Source organism: Pontibacter pudoricolor, from assembly GCF_010092985.1.
Classification (GTDB): Bacteria; Bacteroidota; Bacteroidia; order Cytophagales; family Hymenobacteraceae; genus Pontibacter; species Pontibacter pudoricolor.
Genome location: NZ_CP048106.1, coordinates 1,927,742 through 1,950,540 on the forward strand (window position 1 = coordinate 1,927,742; position 22,799 = coordinate 1,950,540).

The 22,799-nt window shown below is 45.2% G+C and carries 19 protein-coding genes; 13 read left to right on the forward strand and 6 right to left on the reverse strand.

The annotated features are described in order from the left end of the window. Position 1 precedes the first annotated feature (1 nt). Positions 2-490: a dihydrofolate reductase gene (locus GSQ66_RS08315; protein WP_162427045.1), complete on the forward strand. Its 489-nt coding sequence runs from the start codon at positions 2-4 to the stop codon at positions 488-490. Positions 491-549: 59 nt separating this feature from the next. Here the strand turns inward: GSQ66_RS08315 and porU2 are convergent, their stop codons facing one another. Then, a complete protein-coding gene (gene porU2 / locus GSQ66_RS08320; RefSeq protein WP_162427046.1) occupies positions 550-5,610 on the reverse strand; it encodes a putative type IX secretion system sortase PorU2 in 5,061 nt (1,686 codons plus the stop codon). Between the two features lie 13 nt (positions 5,611-5,623). Continuing rightward, entirely contained in the window at positions 5,624-6,721 is a 1,098-nt protein-coding gene (locus tag GSQ66_RS08325) for a putative type IX sorting system protein PorV2 (RefSeq protein ID WP_162427047.1), read from the reverse strand. Between the two features lie 276 nt (positions 6,722-6,997). Here GSQ66_RS08325 and GSQ66_RS08330 point away from each other — a divergent pair, with 276 nt between their 5' ends. Together GSQ66_RS08330 and GSQ66_RS08335 are read left to right on the forward strand one after the other, a co-directional pair. Further along, positions 6,998-7,336, forward strand: a complete 339-nt coding sequence (locus tag GSQ66_RS08330; RefSeq protein WP_162427048.1) for a PadR family transcriptional regulator — start codon at positions 6,998-7,000, stop codon at positions 7,334-7,336. A gap of 2 nt (positions 7,337-7,338) precedes the next feature. Continuing rightward, positions 7,339-9,831: a GIN domain-containing protein gene (locus GSQ66_RS08335; protein ID WP_162427049.1), complete on the forward strand. Its 2,493-nt coding sequence runs from the start codon at positions 7,339-7,341 to the stop codon at positions 9,829-9,831. Between the two features lie 451 nt (positions 9,832-10,282). Here the strand turns inward: GSQ66_RS08335 and GSQ66_RS08340 are convergent, their stop codons facing one another. The 3 genes from GSQ66_RS08340 to mce all read right to left on the reverse strand — a co-directional run bounded on the left by GSQ66_RS08340 (position 10,283) and on the right by mce (position 12,942). Next, positions 10,283-11,710: a CCA tRNA nucleotidyltransferase gene (locus GSQ66_RS08340; protein WP_162427050.1), complete on the reverse strand. Its 1,428-nt coding sequence runs from the start codon at positions 11,708-11,710 to the stop codon at positions 10,283-10,285. A 158-nt stretch (positions 11,711-11,868) separates the two neighbouring features. After that, positions 11,869-12,441 carry an L-threonylcarbamoyladenylate synthase gene (locus GSQ66_RS08345; RefSeq protein WP_162427051.1) on the reverse strand — a complete coding sequence of 191 codons (573 nt, stop codon included), beginning with the start codon at positions 12,439-12,441 and terminating at the stop codon, positions 11,869-11,871. A gap of 99 nt (positions 12,442-12,540) precedes the next feature. Beyond that, positions 12,541-12,942 (reverse strand): methylmalonyl-CoA epimerase, encoded by a 402-nt coding sequence (gene mce / locus GSQ66_RS08350; RefSeq protein ID WP_162427052.1) that lies wholly within the window; start codon positions 12,940-12,942, stop codon positions 12,541-12,543. A gap of 111 nt (positions 12,943-13,053) precedes the next feature. Between mce and GSQ66_RS08355 the strand changes: the two genes are divergently transcribed. The 4 genes from GSQ66_RS08355 (at position 13,054) to GSQ66_RS08370 (ending at position 15,534) form a co-directional block, all read left to right on the forward strand. Beyond that, positions 13,054-14,268, forward strand: a complete 1,215-nt coding sequence (locus GSQ66_RS08355; protein ID WP_162427053.1) for an IscS subfamily cysteine desulfurase — start codon at positions 13,054-13,056, stop codon at positions 14,266-14,268. Positions 14,269-14,356: 88 nt separating this feature from the next. Beyond that, a complete protein-coding gene (gene iscU, locus GSQ66_RS08360; protein ID WP_162427054.1) occupies positions 14,357-14,770 on the forward strand; it encodes a Fe-S cluster assembly scaffold IscU in 414 nt (137 codons plus the stop codon). Positions 14,771-14,787: 17 nt separating this feature from the next. Further along, complete coding sequence (locus GSQ66_RS08365) at positions 14,788-15,195, forward strand: hypothetical protein (RefSeq protein ID WP_162427055.1); 408 nt, start codon at positions 14,788-14,790, stop codon at positions 15,193-15,195. 12 nt (positions 15,196-15,207) lie between these two features. After that, entirely contained in the window at positions 15,208-15,534 is a 327-nt protein-coding gene (locus tag GSQ66_RS08370) for a HesB/IscA family protein (protein ID WP_162427056.1), read from the forward strand. Positions 15,535-15,606: 72 nt separating this feature from the next. On the opposite strand, the gene GSQ66_RS08375 is transcribed toward GSQ66_RS08370, so the two are convergent. Beyond that, entirely contained in the window at positions 15,607-16,908 is a 1,302-nt protein-coding gene (locus tag GSQ66_RS08375) for a fibronectin type III domain-containing protein (protein ID WP_162427057.1), read from the reverse strand. A gap of 224 nt (positions 16,909-17,132) precedes the next feature. On the opposite strand from GSQ66_RS08375, the gene GSQ66_RS08380 reads away from it, so the two are divergent. From GSQ66_RS08380 to bioA, 6 genes are all read left to right on the forward strand, one after another. Next, positions 17,133-17,537 (forward strand): hypothetical protein, encoded by a 405-nt coding sequence (locus GSQ66_RS08380; protein ID WP_162427058.1) that lies wholly within the window; start codon positions 17,133-17,135, stop codon positions 17,535-17,537. Between the two features lie 89 nt (positions 17,538-17,626). Then, positions 17,627-18,280 (forward strand): DUF2238 domain-containing protein, encoded by a 654-nt coding sequence (locus tag GSQ66_RS08385; RefSeq protein WP_162427059.1) that lies wholly within the window; start codon positions 17,627-17,629, stop codon positions 18,278-18,280. Between the two features lie 277 nt (positions 18,281-18,557). Continuing rightward, positions 18,558-19,556 (forward strand): biotin synthase BioB, encoded by a 999-nt coding sequence (gene bioB, locus GSQ66_RS08390; protein WP_162427060.1) that lies wholly within the window; start codon positions 18,558-18,560, stop codon positions 19,554-19,556. A 93-nt stretch (positions 19,557-19,649) separates the two neighbouring features. After that, positions 19,650-20,777 (forward strand): aminotransferase class I/II-fold pyridoxal phosphate-dependent enzyme, encoded by a 1,128-nt coding sequence (locus tag GSQ66_RS08395; protein WP_162427061.1) that lies wholly within the window; start codon positions 19,650-19,652, stop codon positions 20,775-20,777. Continuing rightward, positions 20,774-21,388: a dethiobiotin synthase gene (gene bioD, locus GSQ66_RS08400; protein WP_162427062.1), complete on the forward strand. Its 615-nt coding sequence runs from the start codon at positions 20,774-20,776 to the stop codon at positions 21,386-21,388. Before GSQ66_RS08395 ends, bioD begins: the two co-directional genes overlap by 4 nt. Positions 21,389-21,455: 67 nt before the next feature. Further along, positions 21,456-22,733: an adenosylmethionine--8-amino-7-oxononanoate transaminase gene (gene bioA, locus GSQ66_RS08405; RefSeq protein ID WP_162427063.1), complete on the forward strand. Its 1,278-nt coding sequence runs from the start codon at positions 21,456-21,458 to the stop codon at positions 22,731-22,733. Positions 22,734-22,799 lie beyond the last annotated feature (66 nt).

The following is a 22,799-nucleotide window of genomic DNA, read 5'->3' on the forward strand; positions in this document are numbered from 1 at the left end:
TATGATCGCTATAGTTGTAGCCGTTGCCGAAAATAATGTGATCGGGAAAGATAACCAGCTTATCTGGCACCTGCCCGCCGACCTGCACTTTTTCAAGAACCTGACTATGGGCCACCCGATAATAATGGGCCGCAAAACCTACGAGTCAATCGGGAAGCCGTTGCCGGGCCGTACTACCGTTATCATCACCCGCCAACAGGATTTTGAAGCGCCCGGCTGTATTGTTGTCAACTCTATAGACGAAGCTATTGCCGAAGCCCAAACTATAGACCAGGATGTGTACATTATCGGCGGAGCTGAGATATACAAACAAGCCTTAGCCAAAACAGACACTATCTACCTAACCCGCGTGCACCACACTTTTGAGGGCGATACCTTCTTTCCTGAAATTGATGAAAACAACTGGGAAGTAACATCCGAGGAAAAGCATGAACCTGACGAGAAGAATAAGTATAGCTATAGTTTTATAGCCCTGAAACGGAAACTATAAAAACAGAAAAGGAGCAACTATAGAGCTGCTCCTTTTCTGTTTTTATAGTTGGCTATAGTTTAACGCAATATGTAAATCTTGCCGTAGCCGTTTTTAAAGGCCTTGTCGCCGAACTTCTGCTTGTGGTACATCATCTCATCGCCCCGGCTAACTACCACACGGTATAAGTATACCCCGTTCGCCAGTTTATCGCCGTACATATCGGTACCATCCCAGGCATATTCGGTTTTGTTGTTACCAATGCGCAGCGGCCCCAGTTCTTCCTTCATAATCTCTTTCACTACCTTACCGGTTATAGTTAAGATCTGGATCTTGATATGATCCGGAATGGTGGCGCCAGTCAGTGTAAATATGAAGTTGGTTTTAGTCGAGAACGGGTTCGGGAATGGGTAGAAATTGGTTATGGAAGATCGGTTTTCAACTTCAAAGTTAATACGGTACGGTGAAATGCCCGACTGTTTACCCGACACATCCTTCGCACGGACTTCCATCGTGTAAACACCGTCTTCTAACTTAGCAGGTTTAAACTCAACCCTGAAATCGCTTTTCTCCGTTGCCGGAAAAACCTCAACATACTCTACTAACTCTGAAGTTTTGTCTAACGCAATTTCCTGCTGATTTCCGTTAGGATCAACTAATATGACAGACATTCCGGAAGCGTCACTTAAGAACGCCTGCTTGTTCTCATCCTTCACAGTTATACTGACCATCGGGCTTGGAGATATCAATTCCCCATCCATAATATGCACGCCATCAAATGCCACATCCATAATAGGGTGTAACCTGGATTTCGCTTTAAATGGCACAACATAAATGTTGTTGAAGTAATGCTGCTCTGGTTGAATACGTGGGTTCACATAGATGCTCAACTTATAGTTGCCATCTAAGGTATGGGTATCCATTTCAAAATTAAAAGTAGCCGACGTATTAGCGGCAAGCGGGGCAAGCTTTAAACGTTTCTGTATTGGCTCTATTCCATCACCGGTTACGGTTACATCTACGGCAAGCGAGTCTTTAAAGGCAAAGGATGAAACATTCTGAAATAGCATCGGAACCTTCATTTTCCCTTTATTGGCCTGCTCCGAAATTATTGAGGAACTTACTTCTACCAAATCCGGGCGAATCACTCCTTCAGGGGCTACTTCGTAAAATACAAGCCACTGATCCAGTTGAGGGGCAGAACGGTCTGTTGCATCAGAGAGTGCGGCCTCTAACTGCAGGTGCGGATATACTTTTGCATCAATGTTAGAAATATCAAAATTTTTAGAAGGCACATTATCAACTAATACCGTCGCGTTGCCTTCTGTATTTATACCGATCACGCGCAGCGTATAGTCATCGTTCCCGGCTTTATACTTTTCGATATTGTGATGCACCGAACCCCAGCTAAGTGCTGGCCCGATGATGGCAGAAGTTATTTCTCCGGCCTGCTGATTAGATTTTAAGGTAACACGTAAAGCAATCTCCTGTTTAGAAGGAACAGTGGGGTTGCTCGGATCTGCCACTACTTCGTACATTGTGCCTGGCTCCGCTCCTTTTCTTCCTAACAAAGCGTAAGGATGACCGTTTTTCAGATTACCGATCTCTTTCGCTCCTATAGTTCTGAATTCATTTCTCAGGTTCTCTGTAAAGCTCTCGAAAGCAACCTTGTTGATACTAATAACAGCAACATAATAGCCAACCGGAACCTGTTTCAGAAAGGACTCCACATTTGCTCTTACAGTGGCGTTATTCATATCCTTGAACTGATACAGGTATTCGTAGCCGGTGCATGGTGTGGCAAACGGTAGTCCTTTCACCAGTTCTAGCGTTTTATCGTTAATTACAACCATGTAGAGCCTCGAAGTGGTACTGCTTTCCGGGTAATCGCATGAAACTCCCAGGAGCTGCTTATCATTTAAATACAGACCATGGTTACGCGTGTACCTGAAATCTCCCCCGATTGTCTTTATAGAAACATCAGCAACACCAGGTATAAAACTGAAATGAGGCTTTGGTTCCTGTATAATTACTTTATCGGTTTCTATAGTTTTAAACTGCCCGATATGGCTTTGCGACCAACCGGGCCTGGAGCCATTAATCACTCTGAAGGAACTTGAAGCATATAAGGTATCTTCTCCTGCCTCATAATGCTGGAAACGGGCACGCCAGTAGTACACTGTGCTATCAGGTAAATTTCCTAAGGCAGACACATCCACATCCCAGGTTGGTACCAGCGAATTGTCAGTGGTAAATGAGCGTTTAAGTGCGCTGTTGAAATGATATGTGGTGTCAATTTCCAGGTAAAAACCCTGCCTGCTTTCCTGTAATAGTGTTGTTTGAGCAACTATTTTTACATTTTTGCTGCTTTCTATACTAAAATTTGCCGGCGCCAGGGCAATTAGCCCGTTTGCCGGGAAAAAGTACTGGAAACGGGCCACATTGTTCGTCTCATCCAGTTCATCAAATTTAAAGTCGCCATCAAGTGTAACTTCAAACTGGTTCATCCCAAGGGCTGTTACTCCTCTGTTATCAATCTCCAGAACAATTTTATCTTTATAATAAATTGGAGCTACTTTAAAAAGCTCAGGTGCAAGTTCAGTGTTATCTGCTAAAATTCGTTTGACAGTAACTCCTACTGAGTCCGGTAATGCCTTCCCCCAGTTTCGTACGCCTACTATTAAATTAAATTTTTCTGCAGCAGCAGTTAACACCTCTCCCGGCACAACGCCCTCTATGTCAGCTTCATTTACAATAGCAGCGTAGTCCGGTTTTGATGGATTATATATTTTAACGGCCGGGTCGCCCTGCAAAACCATTTCCATCACCATTGCTTTGGTAACGTCGCCCGGGTTAGACTGTAAAGTTCTTTTTATAACCTGCTGCTGTACTTCACCCAGTGTTTTTCCATAAAACGCCGGATCCTGAAAAGCAGTGGAGTAAAAGTTTGTGGAATAGAGGTCCAAATAATATGGGTACCCGGACTCAGCATGTGCTATAAAAGCAATAGCTCCTTTATCCGCGGTGTTTACCCAGTCTTCACCAAACGATCTGTTGTTAGGTATAAAGGCATCGCCAGTACTGCAACCGTTCATTAAGATGACAGGATATTTGTCTTTGTTATTGTAGCCGTTTAATGCACTGGATACTAGTCCAATGTCAAGGTCGGTTGTACTTGGCGAACTATGACCAAAGAAAGTTAACAGCGAAACTCCCGCATTTATTTCGTTAGCTACATTTATAGTTTCAACAACCTCACTTACGTTCTGTCTGTATTTTTCTATAACATTTGCTCCCAGGTAAATCCCTTCAGCTATATTCTTATACTTCTTCAGATAGTTTGCAATCTGGTTTATCTCAGAAACAGTCGTTCCCCCGCCTAATTGCAAAATATTTTTACGCCACGGCAATCCTTCAGGCAAGGCTTCATATGCCTTTACTTTATTAAGGTAATTGATAACATCCTCTGCTTTGATAGCGGCAAGGCGCCCCGTAGGTACCTCAGGCGAAAACGAATTGTTCTTAAAATCTGCTGTAAAGAACACGTCCGAAACCGGCGCAAGACCGGTTGGCACAAGGTCTATCTCGTACACTTTAGGGTTGCGGCCGCCAATGTGGTAATAACTAAACCGTCCTCCATAAAACTCCTGATATTCCGGGGCTCCATATTTTACGCCTTTACCAATTATAAACAGATGCTTTGCTCTATTTGAGGTAAGCATAAAACTCATAAATCTCCGGATACTGTTTACCGAAAACTCGCCATAATGGAACTGGTCTATCACCTGATCCATGTGCACTAACAAAGTATCATACCCACCTCCGGCATCAGAGGCACGATAAGCCGCAAAAGCTTCAGGCGCGCGCAAACTCTCACCAGCCACCTTTTTCATCAGGCGCTTATTTGTTAGAATAATATAGTTGTGAGCTGAAGGAGTAATTTTACGGAAACGGATATTCTTTTCGGTTTGTACCGGCCTCCACGGGTTTGACGCGTCTGCCACTAATACCTTACGGGAAGTTGTATTACCATCTATCACAAACCCTTTACCGCTACCAGAACTATAACCTGCAATACGAACAGGGTTATATGGGTCTGTGACATCGTAGGCAACGGATGCTCCAGGGCTGCTTTTCACCTCATAATAAGGAGATAACCCACGCGCAGGATCTGTAAAGAATGTTAACTGGCGCTGCCCCGCAGGGAAGTTAGTAGCTTGTGGGTAGGTAATATTTCCGTAGACAAAACCAACCTGATCTGCTGTTATATCCGGACCAACGCGTTCAATATATAGATTGAGCTGCCCGGAAGATGTGAAGTCAGTAAATTCCAGCGCAGTTTTACTTTTTGCAAAATCATCGCCGAAAACCCGGAAAAGCTCGATCTGCCTTGGAGTACTTCCGCTTGTGACCTTTACCGTAAACTCGTGCATCATCTCATTTGTCGTGACTACTGCATACTCCAGTTGGGGCTTTGGCCCTGTAGTTACTACATTAGTCAGCAAACTTGTGCCACTGTTATTGAATGTTTTGGGGTAGCGTGAGGAGTGTGAAGCATATCCTTCGCCTGCATCAAGCCAGGGCATGCGATTGTCGTTATAGGTTTTGCCGGTATAATACCTGTTTGTATACATGAACAAAGCCTGCTGCAAATGGTAAGGCTCCGGTGTTTTGCCTGTTACTTCCGGGTTGTTTTGTTGCATCCGCTTACCCTTAACAGTTGAGAAGGTTAAGAAATAAGCAGCTGTATCGGTGTATAAACTATAGAACTGATGTGGCTGGTGCGAGGGGTCTTTGTATAGTTCCGCGTCCAGCGCTCCGTCATTCCGCTCCCCATAAAACTCCAGGTAATCCTGCGGGTCGAGTTTTCCATCCTGTTCTCCGGCTATGTAAACGGCAACTTCTTTTCCCCTACGGAACAACTGCAGGTTCTGCGGATTAACACCTTCCAGGCCCAGCTGACTTAAATAAGTATAATTAAGCTGATGCAGGCCGGTGCTGGTTACTTTTATCTTATGATAAGTCTGCTCATAGTTTATCCATTCGTTGCCATAGTTGGTTTGCGCCTGGGCTGTAACTATAGTTGTAACTATAAACAGAGATAAGAGACAGAAGCGTTTAAAAGTGGCGGAAATATACATGGCTGCAAGTACCTTATCTGAATGAATATCCCATTGAAATGATGACCGAAGATGTGTTGGCGTTGGCGATGGAGTTCTTCTCCCGGTCGCTTATGCGTGAGAGTGCAAGGTCCAGGTTAAAGCCATTTGATACGAAACCAACCCCAAAATTAGGTTGTACCTGTGTAGCTGTGCTGCCGTCGAAGCGGGTAGTTTGCTGATAGTTACTTAATCCGCCCCGGATAAATACCGATTTGGAGTAAACCAGTTCGACGCCAATATGCGGATCTACTGACATCAGGTTTGACTTGAGAAGCACATTCCGTTTACCATCAAACGTAAAGTCTATGTCTGTAGAAACAAGGGCAGTGAACTTATCATTGATCTGAAAATTTCTTCCGGCGCCAACTATAATACGTGGTAAGGTAAGCTCTGCAGAATTCTCAGGGAGATCATTCCCGGTTTGGGCATAAGCTTCTTCCAACTCTTCTACATTATGCGTCCAGGCGGTGAAGGTAGTCGTAATATCTTTACCCATTACGCCAAACTGCCAGCTGCCACGTTGCAGCTGTGCACCTGCATCTAACCCAAAACCCCAAGCATTGGCAAAATTACCAACGTTGCGGTAAATGATCTTTGCACTTGCTCCCAGTTGCAGCCCTTCTATTAACCTGCTCCGGCGCGCATACGATAACAATACCGCATAATCTGCCACCGAGAAGAACTTTACACTATCGTACTGAATATAGCCGAACTCATTCTGCAGGCGGCGGGTATCAGCAATATCATCCACACCAAGCCTGATTACTGATACTGCCAACGCACTATTGGTATCTATGGGCATCGCAAAACTTGCGAAATCATTCTTCGCAATACCGGCAAACAACTCGGAGTGCATTAAGGCTATGTTATACTTATCGGGAAGGCGAAGCAGACCGGCCGGATTCCAGTAACCGGAAGTCGCATCACTGGTAATGGCAACCTGCACATTACCCATACCCAAAGCACGTGCACCCACACCAAGGTTCAAAAATTCATTACTGTACTTGGGGGCTGACACCTGGGCTTCCGCACTAAAGCAGGAAACAAGCAGCAAGGCTGGTAGCAAACACTTAAGAGTAATTTTGTGCATAGGCCAAAACTGTCGGTACGAAATTATCTAGATCAGCAGCACGGGGTTGTGCCACCTTAAAAACCAATTTACCTGATTTGATCCACTAACACGACTTTCGCTAAATAAGTTGTGCTGGCACCAAATATATTTTAAAGACAAAAATACACTATAAAAATATAAATTTTCCTGTCTACTTAACCCTTTTTAAAAAGTTACGTAATTATTTTTAAACAGTACCTTGCTTTACATAGTACCTTATATTATATTTGCTTCATCAATATAAACATCACCATCATGAAAGTAGAAAACACACAAGTGCAGATGCGGAAGGGAATTCTGGAATTCTGCATCCTTGAGATTATCTCTCGTGGTGAAGTATATGCGTCCGATATGTTGGAAGAGCTAACAGCAGCCAAGATGATCGTTGTGGAGGGAACCCTTTACCCGTTACTAACCCGCCTCAAAAACGCGTCGCTTCTCGACTACAGTTGGGTAGAATCCACATCAGGGCCTCCCCGCAAGTACTACACCCTAACCGAGTCAGGGAAAGCCTTTCTGGAGCAACTTCGCAACACATGGCAGGAACTGGTAGAATCCACCGACTTCATCATTCAAAACAAGAAAGCTAATTAGTCATGAAAAAGAATATAAGCATCAACTTACAAGGCATCATCTTCCATATTGAAGAAGATGGCTATGAGCAGCTGAGCAGATATTTGGCTTCTATCCGCACGTATTTCTCTAACTATGAGGGACACGATGAAATAGTTGCTGATATAGAGCTGCGAATTGCGGAGATCTTTTCTGCACGGCTTTCTGCTGGCAAACAGGTTATCTCGCAGGAAGATGTGCAGTACCTGATCGCCAGAATGGGTAATGTTACGGAGTTTGAAATTTCTGAGCCGGAAGATGAAGAGATTCCAAACTATAATGCAGGTGGAGCCGCCGGTGCGTCCTCTGCTTATGCAATACCGGGCACTAAAAAACTATACCGCGATATAAACCGCAAAGTAGTAAGCGGTGTGTGTGCTGGTATAGCCAACTACCTTACCATTGATGTTGTCTGGATCCGTTTGTTCTTCATTTTGTTTGTAGTACTAGGTGTATTATCGGCTGGTATCTCGGCAATAGCAGCATTTATAATTTACATTGTGTTATGGATTGGGATGCCTGAGAGCCATGAGTTACCTGAAACCAATGTAAAAAGGCTTTTCAGAGACCCTGATGACAAGAAATTAGGCGGCGTGGCCAGCGGTATTGCCAAGTACTTCGGGGTAGATATAGCTGTAGTTCGCATTCTGTTCCTTATTTCCATCTTTCTGGGCGGCTTCGGGTTACTGTTATACATCGTTTTATGGATAGCGGTACCCGAAGCGGTAACGCTCACAGAACGCATGCAGATGCAGGGTAACCCGGTTACGCTGGCAGGCATAGAGCAAACCCTGAAAGATAACCTGAACATGAAGGACCAGTATGGTCAGGAGAATACGCTTGCCAAGATCATCTTATTACCTATCCGCCTTATATCCCAGATCATAAACTGGCTAGGCACTGCCCTGGGCCCGGTTTTAGGCTTCCTGATCGCACTTATCCGTGTGGCAGCCGGCATTATGCTGTTGCTGGTTTCTGCCTCGCTTATAGTTGGTCTTTTTGCGGCCTTCTTCCAGGGCATGGGCTGGATTAATGATAATACCGTTATGCAAATGGAGCCTTTTGACTCAACTATCTGGCTGGGTGGATTTCCCAGATTCGGATTGGTTGCAGGTCTTATTGTAGGCCTAATCCCCCTTCTGTTCTTAATGTTGCTTGCAATCGGCTTACTTGCTAAACGATTCTTTATGCGCCCTACCCTGGGCTGGTCATTATTCGGAGTTTGGGTACTGGCACTTATAGTTATGATCGCCTCTATCATCTCTTACAGCGGCAACTTTAAGCGCAGCGGCGAAATTACGATCACTAAAACAGTACCTGCTGCTGGCATTAGCGTTCTGGATGCTTATGACATGGACCTGGAGTACAATAACCTGTATGTAGATGTGCGTGAGCATAACGGGCCTAATATCGAGATTCTGCAGCAGATAGAAGCCAAAGGCCGCACCGAAGAAGAAGCTAAGAAGAATGCCCGCATGGTGACTTATCGTGTGGTGCAACAGGATTCAACGCTGCGTTTCGACAACAGCTATGAGTTTAAAAAAGGGGCCAGCTTCCGTGACCAGGACCTGACCATCGTACTCCGGTTACCTAAAGATAAACCTTTCCGCCTGACCCGTGAGTTTGTATACCTGTTGCCAAGCGCTACTTTCGATCAGGATTACGGCTATGATAAAATAGTTAGAAATACCTGGAAAGCCAAAGGCGATATGCTGGAATGTATAACATGCGCCAGTGACACCTTAGACACTGAAGAGCAGGGATCTGATTTTAACGGTGGCGCTTTTTACGAAGCTGATGAAATTGGTAATCACGAGAGCGTACTTGACAACGAGCGAGAGTACGGTTCCAACACGAAAACTTTCCCTTTCAGCAACTTCAACCATATCAGCATTGCCGGCCATTACCATGTGCAGATAAAGCAAGGCAACCGCCACCAGGTAACAGTACGTGGCAGCCAGCGCGAAATCAGAAAGATGGAAGTAAGTGAAAACGGCGGAGAGCTAACTATAGAGTCTGAAGACAAGGTATTTAACCTGTTTGAAGACCATGAGCCGGTACTTATTCAGATTACAGTGCCTGATCTGCAACGGTTGGAGCTTGGTGGGGCCATTAAAGCAGATGTAACAGGCATTAACACCAACGAGCTTGATCTTGATCTTGCCGGCGCAGTTAAAGCGGCCATCAATGTAAGAGCCAGAACTATACGCGCTGACCTTGCAGGCGCAACAAGCACACGTTTTACCGGAACTACCGACCGGTTCGAGCTGGATGCTGCCGGTGCCTGCAAAGTTAATGCGGAGCAGTTACGTGCCAGCGATGTTCGGGTTGAAGCAAGCGGTGCCAATAAAATAGATGTGTATGCTACTTCAAGCCTTACTGCCGATGCATCCGGAGCAAGCCGTATCAGCTACAAAGGCAACCCTACCAGTAAGCAGATAAATGCGGATGGTGCCAGCAAAGTAGAACGCCAGTAGAACTATAGATTATAGTTCTACTGAATAAAAAGCGGACTAAATCCTTCTTACCTGATTTAGCCCGCTCATAACACTGCCTGAGTACATTATAAAACTATAGACATTACCCGACGTCTAGCACGTTTCCTGTAATATCACCCTTGTTTAGTTGTTTGATGATTCTGCAAGGCTTCTCCCAACCCAGGGAGAAGCTGAAGCAGGAAACCATCTTCCCCACTTCCAGTCAGTCCTTACTTATTAACTGATATCTTCTGTAGACTAAAACTATAGTTAGTAGCAACTTTCGGAAATAGCTTTAAATCTCGGGTAGCTGTAAATGCTCCGGGTAATTACAGATTTTGTTCTAAGCGGAGAAAAGGACAGGGAGGCGCAGGAGAATGCAGCCCTGCACAAGCTGATAAATACCGGAGCATTAAAAAGGAGAGTAACAGTGCTGCTACTCTCCTTTTCTTTATAAAGTCTTTTTATTTACAACCTGAAGCCCTTTTTGCTCACCAACCTGCAGCAGGTAACTATAGGCTTCGTCAAATTCATTCTTTACTTTTCCTTCCAGTATGGCTTCGGTCAACACTTCTTTCAGGTCGCCCACTGTTTTAGATGGCTTCAGGTCAAAGGTTTCCATGATGATCTCGCCGGTAATGACAGGCTGGAAGTTTCTTAGTTTATCGCTCTCCTCTACCTCAACCAGGCGTTTTTCTACCTTATCAAAGTTCTGAATGTAGCGCTTCACTTTCACATCGTTCTTAGAGGTTATGTCAGCGCGGCACAAAGCCATCAGGGCATCAATATCATCACCGGTCTCAAATAAAAGGCGACGCAAAGCAGAATCTGTAACGGTATCTTTTACCAGCGCTATTGGGCGTAAATGCAGTTTTACAAGTTTCTGCACAAAGCGCATGTGCTCGTTCAGGGGCAGTTTCAGGTCTTTAAAGATCTTCGGCACCATACGCGCGCCGCGGTCTTCGTGCCCGTGAAAGGTCCAGCCTACTTTTGGGGAATAACGTTTTGTATCGGGTTTGGCAATATCGTGCAGTATAGCTGACCAGCGCAGCCAAAGATCATCCGAAACCTGGGCTACATTATCTAACACCTGCAGTGTGTGGTAAAAATTATCTTTGTGCGAGTTTCCGTTTTTGGTTTCTACGCCTTGCAGCTCCACCATTTTCGGGAAGATGAGGTGCAGTAAGCCGGAAGCGAAAAGCAATTTAAAGCCGTAGCTCGGCACAGGTGCAAGAATGATCTTATTCAGCTCATCGGTTATCCGCTCCTGCGATACGATCTTGATGCGCTCTTTATTATCTGTAATGGCATCAAAGGTATCCGGGTCAATGTCGAAGCCAAGCTGTGTAGCAAAACGGATGGCGCGCATCATGCGCAGGGGATCATCAGAAAAAGTAATGCCGGGCTCTAAAGGCGTACGGATGATCTTCCGTTTCATGTCCTTCAGTCCGTTAAACTCATCTATCAGCTGGCCATAGTTGGCTTTATTCAGACTAATTCCCAGCGCGTTGATGGTAAAGTCTCTGCGTTTCAGGTCATCATCCAGCGTGCCCAGTTCCACTTCGGGTTTGCGCGAATGTTCTCTATACGATTCCTTCCGTGCCCCGACAAACTCCACTTCCCAATCATTAAACCGAAGCATGGCCGTACCAAAATTCTTAAAAACAGAGACTTTTGGTTTATGGGGCAGGTTTTTGGAAACTAACTCGGCCAGGGCTATTCCGTCCCCGATACAGACCACGTCAATATCTTTGGAAGGCCGTTTTAACACCAGGTCGCGCACAAAGCCACCGATAACGTAAGCATCTACACCAAGCTCTGCCGCTGCAGAAGCTACCACATCAAAAACCGGATTATCGGGCAGTTTTATAGTTTCCATCAAAAAATAAAGCCTCAGGTGGTTTTGCCACACCTGAGGCGCAAAAATAATGTATTAAATCGAAAGCACCTTAGCAGGAGAACAGACAAATAGTTAAAATAACTACAGGCCAATCTATATTTAGTACTTCGTTCTGTTCAAAAAATGGCTAGCTATAGTTACTCTCTTATAGTTTCTATTTCGCCGTTGGGCTTTATTTTTACGATACGTGACGGCTTGGCTTCTGATTCTTCATCCTGTCGCCAGCGAACTACATAATCAACCCGTTTTTTCACTTCTTCATCTATTTCAGCAAATGTAGCCGGTGATTTACCTCCGCTCAGGTTGGCTGATGTAGAAACCAAAGGCCTGTCGAGCTGGCGTATCAGTTTATGGCAGAACTCATCCTTCACCACGCGTATAGCTATAGTTCCGTCAGGTGCAATTACTTCTTCAGGCAGATTTTGTGCTCCTTCAAAAATATAGGTTGTGGGTTGCTCCTGCTCTTCCAGCATCTTCTCGAATTTATCCGGCACATTTGCCACATAATGCTTCACCATATTAATGTCAGCCACCAGTATGATCATGGATTTGGAAGGGTCGCGCTCTTTTATTTTAAAGACTTTTTGTACTGCCTTAGCTTCGTGCGCGTCGCAGCCTATACCCCAAACCGTATCAGTCGGGTACAGAATTACATTGCCCATCAGCAACTCTTCCTCAGCCGCCTGCACTTCCCTTACTAAGTCTTTCATAGTTTCGAATGTTTAATTGTTATATGGTTTAATTACTGAAAAGCTATAGTTAACCTTATCGGGTGAGTTAACAAGTAAACAATCCAGCAACTTAACAATCTATCGTATTTCCTGCGTCAGTTCTATCAGCACGCCGTTGGCACTTTTGGGGTGCACAAAGCAAACCAGTTTATTATCAGCACCTTTCTTGGGCTGCTCGTTCAGCAAAATAAAACCTTCCTGTTTCAGGCGTTCCATTTCCGCTATAATATCTTCTACTTCAAATGCGATATGATGGATGCCTTCGCCCCGTTTTTCTATGAACTTTGCAATGGCACTATCCGGGTTGGTGGCTTCCAGTAACTCAATTTTGGTCTCGCCTACCCTGAAGAACGAAGTATTAACTCCTTCCGACTCCACATACTCTGCTTTATACGGTTCTACGCCAAGTAATTTATAGTATAAACTGTTTGCCTCACTAAAATTTTTAACAGCTATACCGATATGTTCTACCTTCTTCATTTTTAATTTGTAATTAGTCTAAGTAAGTAAAATTTCGTATTTTTGCACCGAATCAAAACTAATCAATTCTGCCGACTGTTATGGTAGCAGAGTTATAAGAGATAAAGTGCTATGCTAACATTTCCGATATATTTAGACAACAACGCTACTACGCCGCTGGACCCGCGCGTACTGGACGCTATGATGCCTTACCTGACTAGCAAGTTTGGTAACGCGGCTTCCCGTAACCACGCTTTTGGCTGGCATGCAGAAGAAGCTGTTGATTATGCCCGCGAGCAGATCGCTTCGCTTATTAACTGCTCTCCGAAAGAGATCATCTTTACTTCTGGTGCTACAGAGTCTGATAACCTGGCTATTAAAGGTGTGTTCGAAATGTATGCCACCAAGGGTAATCATATTATCACGGCTACAACAGAGCACAAAGCTGTACTTGATACGTGCAAGCATATCGAAAAGCTAGGCGGAAAGGTAACTTATCTGAAAGTAAACGAAAAAGGCCTTATCGACCTGAAAGAACTGGAAGAAGCGATCACGGATAAAACGATCCTGATCTCTATTATGTATGCCAATAACGAAGTTGGTGTTATCCAGCCAATCAAAGAAATTTCCGCTATCGCTAAAAAGCATGGCGTACTGTTCTTTACAGATGCTACGCAGGCAGTTGGTAAAATACCAGTAGATGTAGAAGCTGACGGAATTGACCTGATGGCTTTCTCTGGTCATAAAATGTACGGCCCTAAGGGTGTTGGTGCGCTATATGTGCGTCGCAAGAACCCGCGTGTTAAAGTTACTGCCCAGATGGACGGTGGCGGACACGAGCGTGGCATGCGCTCTGGTACACTGAACGTGACCGGTATAGTTGGTTTAGGTAAGGCCTGCGAGCTTGCCAAGCAGGAAATGGAAGCTGACACAGCCCGTATCTCTGCCATGCGCGACCGTTTGGAAAAAGAGTTGCTAACTATAGAAGAGTCTTATGTTAACGGATCTGTGGAGCACCGTTTGCCACACGTAACCAACATCTCGTTTAAATATGTAGAAGGCGAAGGCCTGATGATGGGTGTGAAAGACATCGCAGTTTCTTCCGGATCTGCCTGTACTTCAGCATCTTTGGAGCCATCTTACGTATTAAAAGCACTGGGTTTAAGTGATGACCTGGCTCACTCTTCGTTACGTTTCGGTTTCAGCAGATTCACTACGGATGAAGAAGTGGACTATGCGATCGGTCACGTGAAAGAAGCAGTTGCCAAACTTCGCGAAATGTCTCCGCTTTGGGAGATGTACAAAGAAGGCATCGACCTGAACTCTATTGAGTGGGCAGAACATTAAGATAATTAGTAATGGATAATGAGTAATGAATAATTACTCAACCTTTTATTAGTCATTCATCATTCACAATTAGTAATTAAACAAAGCTATGGCTTATTCAGATAAAGTAATTGATCATTATAACAACCCACGAAACGTTGGTACGCTTGATAAAGCGAAGAACAATGTGGGTACCGGCCTTGTAGGTGCACCTGAGTGCGGCGACGTAATGCGCCTTCAGATTGAAGTAGATGAGAACCAGATCATCACCGATGCCAAGTTCAAAACATTTGGTTGTGGTTCTGCTATCGCTTCTTCTTCGTTAGCTACCGAGTGGTTAAAAGGTAAGTCTGTTGACGAAGCATTATCTATCGACAACATGGATATAGTGGAAGAACTGGCTTTGCCGCCTGTTAAAATTCACTGTTCTGTGCTGGCTGAAGATGCTATTAAATCTGCGATCAACGACTACAGAGTAAAGAACGGTTTACCAGCTCTTGAGCTGCCTAAGTCTCACCACTAAGAAACCCGGACTCACGAATGGAGTCGAAGACAGATGTGCACGTTGAAAGTGCACGCATTCAGAAGCAGATTGAGAACCACTTAGGAATAAGCGGCAGCAGTCTGCTTTTTGAGTTCCGCCAGATGGACAACAACGTTCGCCTGGACCTGATTACGGTAAATCCGCGCCACAACCAGTCGTTCCTGTTTCATACAGAAGTTGGTTTCGACCGTGTGGATGTGCTTCGCAAGATGTGGGAGTACGTGCAGAATTACCGCGATAAGGAAAGCTCTTTTACAGTGCAGTGGATGGCGCGCGGTGACAAGGAATTGAACACCTCTTACTTCAGGGCACGCAATATGTATGAGGCGCTCGATAAATTATACTTTAGCCGCGACATGAACACTATTACTGTTTTTAGTGTTGTAATGAATCCGGTATCTTAAAGATTTATAGTTATGATAACAGTATCAGATAAAGCAAAAGAGAAAGTTGTAAAGCTGAAGCATGATGCACAGCTGGATGATAGCTTCCGTTTGCGTGCTTCTGTTGCAGGCGGTGGTTGCTCCGGTCTGTCGTATAACCTTGACTTTGATGATGAAGTGAAGCCGATGGACCAGGAATTTGAAGACAAAGGCATTAAGGTAGTGGTAGACATGAAAAGCTTCCTGTACCTGGCCGGCACTGAACTTGATTTCTCTGACGGACTGAATGGCAAGGGCTTTTTCTTTAACAACCCGAACGCCAGCCGCACCTGCGGTTGCGGAGACAGCTTCTCGGTATAACAGAACGCATATACATAAAACAGAAAAGGCAGCTAACTATAGCTGCCTTTTCTGTTTTATAGTGATACAAATTTACCGCTTTACAAACCGAAATACCTGCCTCAACCCCGATTTATCAACCAAGAGCAAGCTATACGTTCCTGCCCTGAACCTGCCAACTTCAATTACTTGTCGCCGCTCCCCCATTGCTACTTCTGCATTATAGATTTCCATTCCTGCCAGGTCAACTATAGTTAAAGTGTGTTCTGTGGTTTCAGGCACATCCAGGTACAACAGATCAGAGGTTATAGTTGGGTAAAGTATAGCTCGGCTAAGAGGCTGAACCTTTACAGCTATCGTTTTAGAATAAGTGAACGACCCATCAACATCTACTTGCTTTAATCTATAGTACATCAAGCCTTGCAGCGGATCTTCATCTGTAAAACTATAGTTGGTGCGTGTTGCACTGGTACCTTTACCTTCAACAGTGGTTATTGCTCTGAAATCTTTGCTGTCCTGACTTCTTTCAACTATAAAATGACTGTTATTTTTTTCTGAAGCGGTTGCCCACTGTAGCTGCACAGCATTGCTTTGCGAGGTAGCTTTAAAATTTACCAGCTCAACAGGGAGTATAGTTGGTCCGCCATTTACATCGGTGCTCCATGTCAGGCTAAAATCATCTATCGCCAAACCATGGTCATTTTCAAATTCATCCAGATCCTTCCAGCGCAGCATTACATAGCCTTTATCAGGAATTGTAACCGGGATAGAAGTTGACAGGTAGCGTTTATTGGCAGGATCATTTCCATTTAAGGCTCCTCCGGCAGCGTAAAAAACAGGTCCCTTAAAATCCAGCTCTTTTACATTTATCCAGCCTGCATCTGATTTAGGAGAAAGGTTAAAAGCAGCCGGATCAGCACCGGTGGCATACCAGAAAGACAACATGTGCTGTGGTGCAGCTGCTCTGGCACTCCTCCACTGCTCACCTGTAAAACTGATGTTTAAAGACGTGATAGTTTGCCCAGTATTATTCTGAATCATCAACCCCCAGGCAAACTCTCCAACATCTTTACTAGCAGATGCAATAGAACCTAAAGCACGGTCTGTACTTCCGGCTAAACCAAAACTATACAAACCACCTGCATTATGAGAGCCTGTACCGGCTGTAAGGGTTGTGGTTACTGGCGCCGTCCGGAAGAGAAACCAGCCCGGGATGTAGCTTGTCCCATGCTCCCACACACCTGTACCGGAAGACGGAAGCGTATTAAAATCCTGTGTGTAACTTTTAGTAAAAGGGTTAAGGCTGATCTGGGCCAGAGCATCCCCGGAAAATACCAATGCTACTACCAGGCAGCCTAAGAAAAAATTCACAATGCGGGTAAAACGTTTTACCATATACCTATAGTTTAAGCTTTTATATTTTCACCGAAGACAAAAAATTGGTTTCAGAATTTTCAGCTTAACTTCCAGCTTCTTATTATAGTTCAAATAAAAGGCTGCTATTTATAAAATATCTTATAAAACTGAGTTGTATCGCTTACAGGTAGATTAAAAAGCATTTTTAGCACATAATATTTATTTTTAAGAATATTTCTGATATTGAGCTAAAACAAAAACCTATGAACACAAAACTCCTTATGTCTGCAAGTGCTATCGTGTTAGGCGCTATCGGTATTTTACTTTCTTTTCTTCCTGATGAGATTTTAGAGTATGCGGGTGCAAGCTCGGTTGCATTCTTCCCGGTGATACTTCAGTTGCTGGGTGCGGCCTACCTTGGCTTTGCCATGCTGAACTGGATGGCCCGTGCCAACCTGATTGGCGGAGTATACAGCAGACCTGTGGCTATCGGAAACCTGATGCATTTTATAGTTGGTAGCATGGCTTTGCTAAAAGCTGCCTTTGCTGGCCCTGGTAGTACACCGTTATGGGTTGTGGGCGCAGTTTTTGCCAGCTTTGCTATACTTTTTGCAAAAGTAACATTTACCCACCCTATAAAAGACACCAGTACCAAACAGCCTGCCTAGCAGACACGCTATAGTTATACTTTAGGGCTTGTAGCTAAGTAGTAAGAAATGTCGTACTTACTAGCTGTTCCTATAATAGGTAAGTATGTATGCAGGAGTCAGTTACAAAACTAAAAGGGGCCGCAGCACAAAAACCTGATGGCTGGCTTTGGGCAGCTATAGTTGTATTTGTAACTGTTTGGATAAGCACGTTTGTGGGTACCAACGACATAAACAACTGGCTGCTGGAGAATACACTGGTTTTCCTGGCTTTACTTTTCCTGATCGTAACGTACCGCAAGTATAAATTCAGTACGCTGAGTTATGTGCTGATCAGTATCTTTTTATGCCTGCACGTGTATGGCTCTAAGTATACCTACGCCGAAAACCCCTTCGGATTCTGGCTTAAAGACATGCTGAACCTGGAACGCAACCACTATGACCGACTGATACATTTTGGATTTGGCTTACTGCTGGCGTACCCAATCCGGGAGATGTATATAAAATGGCTGGGCTATCCGGTTAAATCAGCATGGTTTTATCCGATACAGACCACACTGGCCGTTAGTGCCATGTATGAGATAATTGAATGGGCTGTGGCCGATGTTTTCTTTAAGGAGCAGGGCATGGCTTACCTGGGCACACAGGGCGATATCTGGGATGCTCAAAAAGATACATTCCTTGCCTTTTGGGGAGCATTTTTAGCCTCCACTTTTATTTCTATACTTCAAAAGTATACTTCTTCCGCTAAGCCCGGTTTGTAACATTACCGGTTCGTTTTTCATAAGCCTTCCCAAAGCCGAACCGATCTGCTTTCCTGATATTTTGTGACTTTACAATATCATTGGCGGGATCCGTTTCCGGCAAGGCAGCATTAAACTTTATCGTGATAGCTTTCTCAACAAATTAACAAACTAATTTTTCCACAAGGAAAGAGCAACAGCTGAGTCTATTAGCTATTTTTCAACTAAAATTACCCACCATTTCAATTTTTTATTCCTGATTCTTCAAATTACCTTAGCGGTCCAATAACAGTGAACTATGAGCCAATTCGAAAATAACGCAGACATCCGTAACGACTGGACGCTGGACGAGATAAAAGCAATATACTATAAGCCAATTCTGGAACTGATTGTGGAAGCGGCGAATGTTCATAAAATTCATCAGGCAACCGGCGAAGTGCAGGTTTGTACCTTACTTTCGGTTAAAACCGGGGGTTGCCCAGAAGATTGCTCTTATTGCCCGCAGGCCGCCCGTTTCCACACGGATGTAGAGGTGCATAAACTACTAAGCCAGGAACAGGTATTATCTGCAGCGCAGCGCGCGAAAGAGGGTGGATCAACCCGTTTCTGTATGGGTGCTGCCTGGCGCGAAGTGCGCGACAACCGCGACTTTGATAAGGTGCTGGATATGGTAAAAGGCGTAAACGAAATGGGCCTTGAAGTTTGCTGCACACTAGGCATGGTAAACGAGTACCAGGCCGAAAAGCTGAAAGAAGCCGGTCTGTATGCCTACAATCACAACTTAGATACATCCGAAGAGAACTATAGCAACATTATTACGACCCGCACTTACGACGATCGTTTGGATACCATCGAGAACGTGCGTAAAGCGGGCATCTCGGTTTGCTCTGGTGGCATTATCGGCTTAGGCGAGACCGACGAAGATCGCATCGGCATGCTGCATACTTTATCTACCCTGGTACAGCACCCGGAATCTGTTCCGGTAAATGCGCTGGTTCCGGTTAAAGGTACGCCTCTGGAAAATCAGCCACTGGTTACAGTCTGGGAGATGGTGCGCATGATCGCGACTGCCCGTATCCTGATGCCAAAGACCATGGTTCGCCTTTCGGCTGGCCGTGAGCGCATGAGCGTAACCGAGCAGGCACTTTGCTTCCTGGCTGGTGCAAACTCCATCTTCACTGGCGAGAAACTGTTAACCACTCCTAACCCGGATTTCGATCAGGACAAAGCCATGTTCGAGTTGCTGGGCTTAAATCCAAGAAAATCATTTAAAGAAGAAACACAGCACGTGTGCTAAGTTTTTGACAATAGACTGTTTGACAAAAGACAATGGACTTTTGAGTTGATGTATAGTTTCCTTTAAATCCTTTGTCTTTTGTCAACTAGTCCTTTGTCACTTTCTAATAAACTACAGCAGAAGCTGGCGGAACGGGCTGCGCAGGGCAATCTGCGCGCGCTTAAAACCACCACCGGCCTGGTTGACTTTTGCTCTAACGATTACCTGGGACTTGCCCGATCAGAGAAGCTGCGGGAATTAATTCAGGAGGAAGAAACCAACTATAAACATCTGCCTTTAGGGGCAACCGGCTCCCGGCTTTTATCCGGTAACCACCCGCTTTTTGAAGAACTGGAAACTATAGTTGCGGGGTATCATAAAGGCGAGGCAGCGCTGCTTTTTAACTCCGGTTACATGGCGAATGTGGGCTTACTTTCGGCACTGCCCCAGCGTGGCGACACCGTTTTTTACGACGAAGCCAGCCATGCATCCATGAAAGACGGATTGCGCCTGAGCTTTGCCAAAATCTATAGTTTCAGGCACAACGATGTGCGGGATCTGAAACAAAAACTGAAGCGGGCTACGGGGCAGATTTATGTGGTGGTAGAGTCGGTTTACTCGATGGATGGCGATAAAGCCCCACTAAAGGAACTGGCTATAGTTTGCCAAGCGCATAACGCCGCGCTTATAGTTGACGAAGCCCATGCCGTGGGCTTGTATGGTGCGAATGGCGAAGGACTAACTATAGCTTTAGGTTTACAGGACAAAGTTTTTGCGCAGGTTATTACCTACGGCAAAGCCATGGGCAACCACGGGGCCGCTATAGTTGGCCCGAAGGTATTGCGGGAGTTCCTGGTAAACTATAGCCGGGCATTTATTTACACAACCGGTTTGCCTACACATGCACTGCTGGCTTTAAAATGCGCTTATAGTTTACTGCCGCAACTTCACACCGAACGTGAGCGGGTAAAACAGCTGGCAGCTAAACTATACGGGCAACTGAACGCTATTAAAGGAATCCGTTGTACGCCGGCAGATAGTGTCATACTCTCTGTTTTTACAGATGATGCCACACAGTTGAAGCCGCTGGCCTTAACATTACAGCAACAAGGCTTTGATATACGCCCGGTGATGTCGCCAACCGTACCAAAAGGCAAAGAACGACTGCGTGTAATTGTACACGCTTATAATACTGAAGAAGAAATTGTGGGCCTCGTGCAGGCCATAGCCAACCACTTATGAAACGCTATTTTGTGACAGGCATCGGTACGGAAGTAGGGAAAACCGTTGCCGCTGCTATTTTAACCGAAGCCCTGCAAGCCGACTACTGGAAACCAGTGCAAGCCGGCGGACTTGATTTTACAGATACTGACACGGTGCGCAGCCTGGTCTCTAATCCTGTTTCTGTTTTTCACCCGGAAGCTTACCGCCTTAAAATGGCCGCGTCGCCGCACAAAGCTGCCGCTGCCGAAGGCCGTGAAATTGATGTACTTGGCATTACCTTACCCGAAACCAGCAACAACCTGATTGTGGAAGGTGCCGGCGGACTGATGGTTCCTCTGAACAAACGCTACCTTATCCTGGACCTGGTACAGCAGCTGGGCCTGGAAGTGGTCCTGGTTTCGCGAAATTATTTGGGTAGTATTAACCATACCTTACTAACCGCCGAAGTGCTGCGCTACCGCAAAGTGCCGGTGGCAGGTATTATTTTTAACGGCGAAGAAAACAACTCTACCGAAGACTTTATCATAAAATATACTGGCCTGCGCCGTCTGCCATCTATCCGCCAGGAAGCTGATTTCTGCACGGAAACTATAGCCGAATACGCAAAAGACTTTGCATCATTCCTGTAACATCAAGCAAAATAACCTATAGCTAAAACTCTACTAAACAGTTATCTACCTTTACAATTAAGTATTTATGAGCTTAGCCGAACGCGACCAACAGATCATCTGGCACCCGTACACCCAGATGAAAACAGCTGCTTTGCCAATTGCTATAGTTCGGGGAGAAGGCGCGCTTTTATTTGCTGAGGATGGGAAGGAATATATTGATGCTGTGGCCTCGTGGTGGGTAAATCTGCACGGGCATGCGCATCCTTACATCGCCGAAAAAGTAGCTACGCAGCTGCAGACACTGGAGCATGTGATCTTTGCCGGCTTCACACATCAGCCAGCCGTAGCATTAGCCGAAGGTTTACTGAAGATTTTGCCGGAAGGCCAAAGCAAGATATTTTACTCTGATAACGGCTCTACGGCTGTAGAAGTGGCGCTTAAAATGGCGATACAATACTGGGCTAACCTGGGCAATCCCAAAAAGAAGATCATCGCTTTCCGGGATTCTTACCACGGCGATACCTTTGGTGCCATGGCGGTTAGCAGCCGGAGTGCGTTTACCGCGCCCTTCTGGTCTTATTTGTTCGAGGTTGATTTTATAGATGTGCCCGTTGCCGGAAACGAAGCTGAAACTATAGCGCAGCTTGAAAGCCTGGCAATTTCCGGTAATGTAGCTGCTTTTATTTTTGAGCCTCTGGTTTTAGGCACAGCCGGTATGATAATGTATGAGCCGGAAGTATTGGATAAACTTCTTGAGATCTGCCAGCAACATAACATCTTAACTATAGCCGACGAAGTGATGACCGGTTTTGGACGCACCGGAAAGTTATTTGCCAGCCACTATTTGGATCATAAACCGGACATGGTCTGTTTATCGAAAGGCCTGACCGGTGGCACGATGGCGCTGGGCGTTACAACCTGCAGCAATAAAATCTACGATGCTTTTCTGGCAGACGATAAGGGCAAGACACTTTTCCATGGCCATAGTTACACTGCTAACCCTGTTGCCTGTGCAGCCGGTATTGCCAGCCTGGAGCTAACAACAAGCCCCGAAACAAAGCAAAACATAGAACGCATTGCCACCAGACACCAGGCATTTGCAGAGGAACTTAAACCACTGCAAGGCATAAAGCAAGTCAGGCAGCGCGGGACCATACTGGCCATCGAATTTGCAGATGAAAGCACATCATACTTCAGTAATTTACGCGATACTCTGTACAATTACGCGCTGGAACAAGGCGTTATTCTGCGTCCATTGGGCAACATCATCTATATTATTCCGCCTTACTGTATCACAGACGCGCAGCTTGATAAAGTATACCAAACTATAAAAGGCATGCGCGAATTACTTGCTGATCGTTAATTGCTGATTTTTCAGCTGCTGATCCTGTTAATCCATTAATCCAAGAAATCCCGGTTCAGACATACC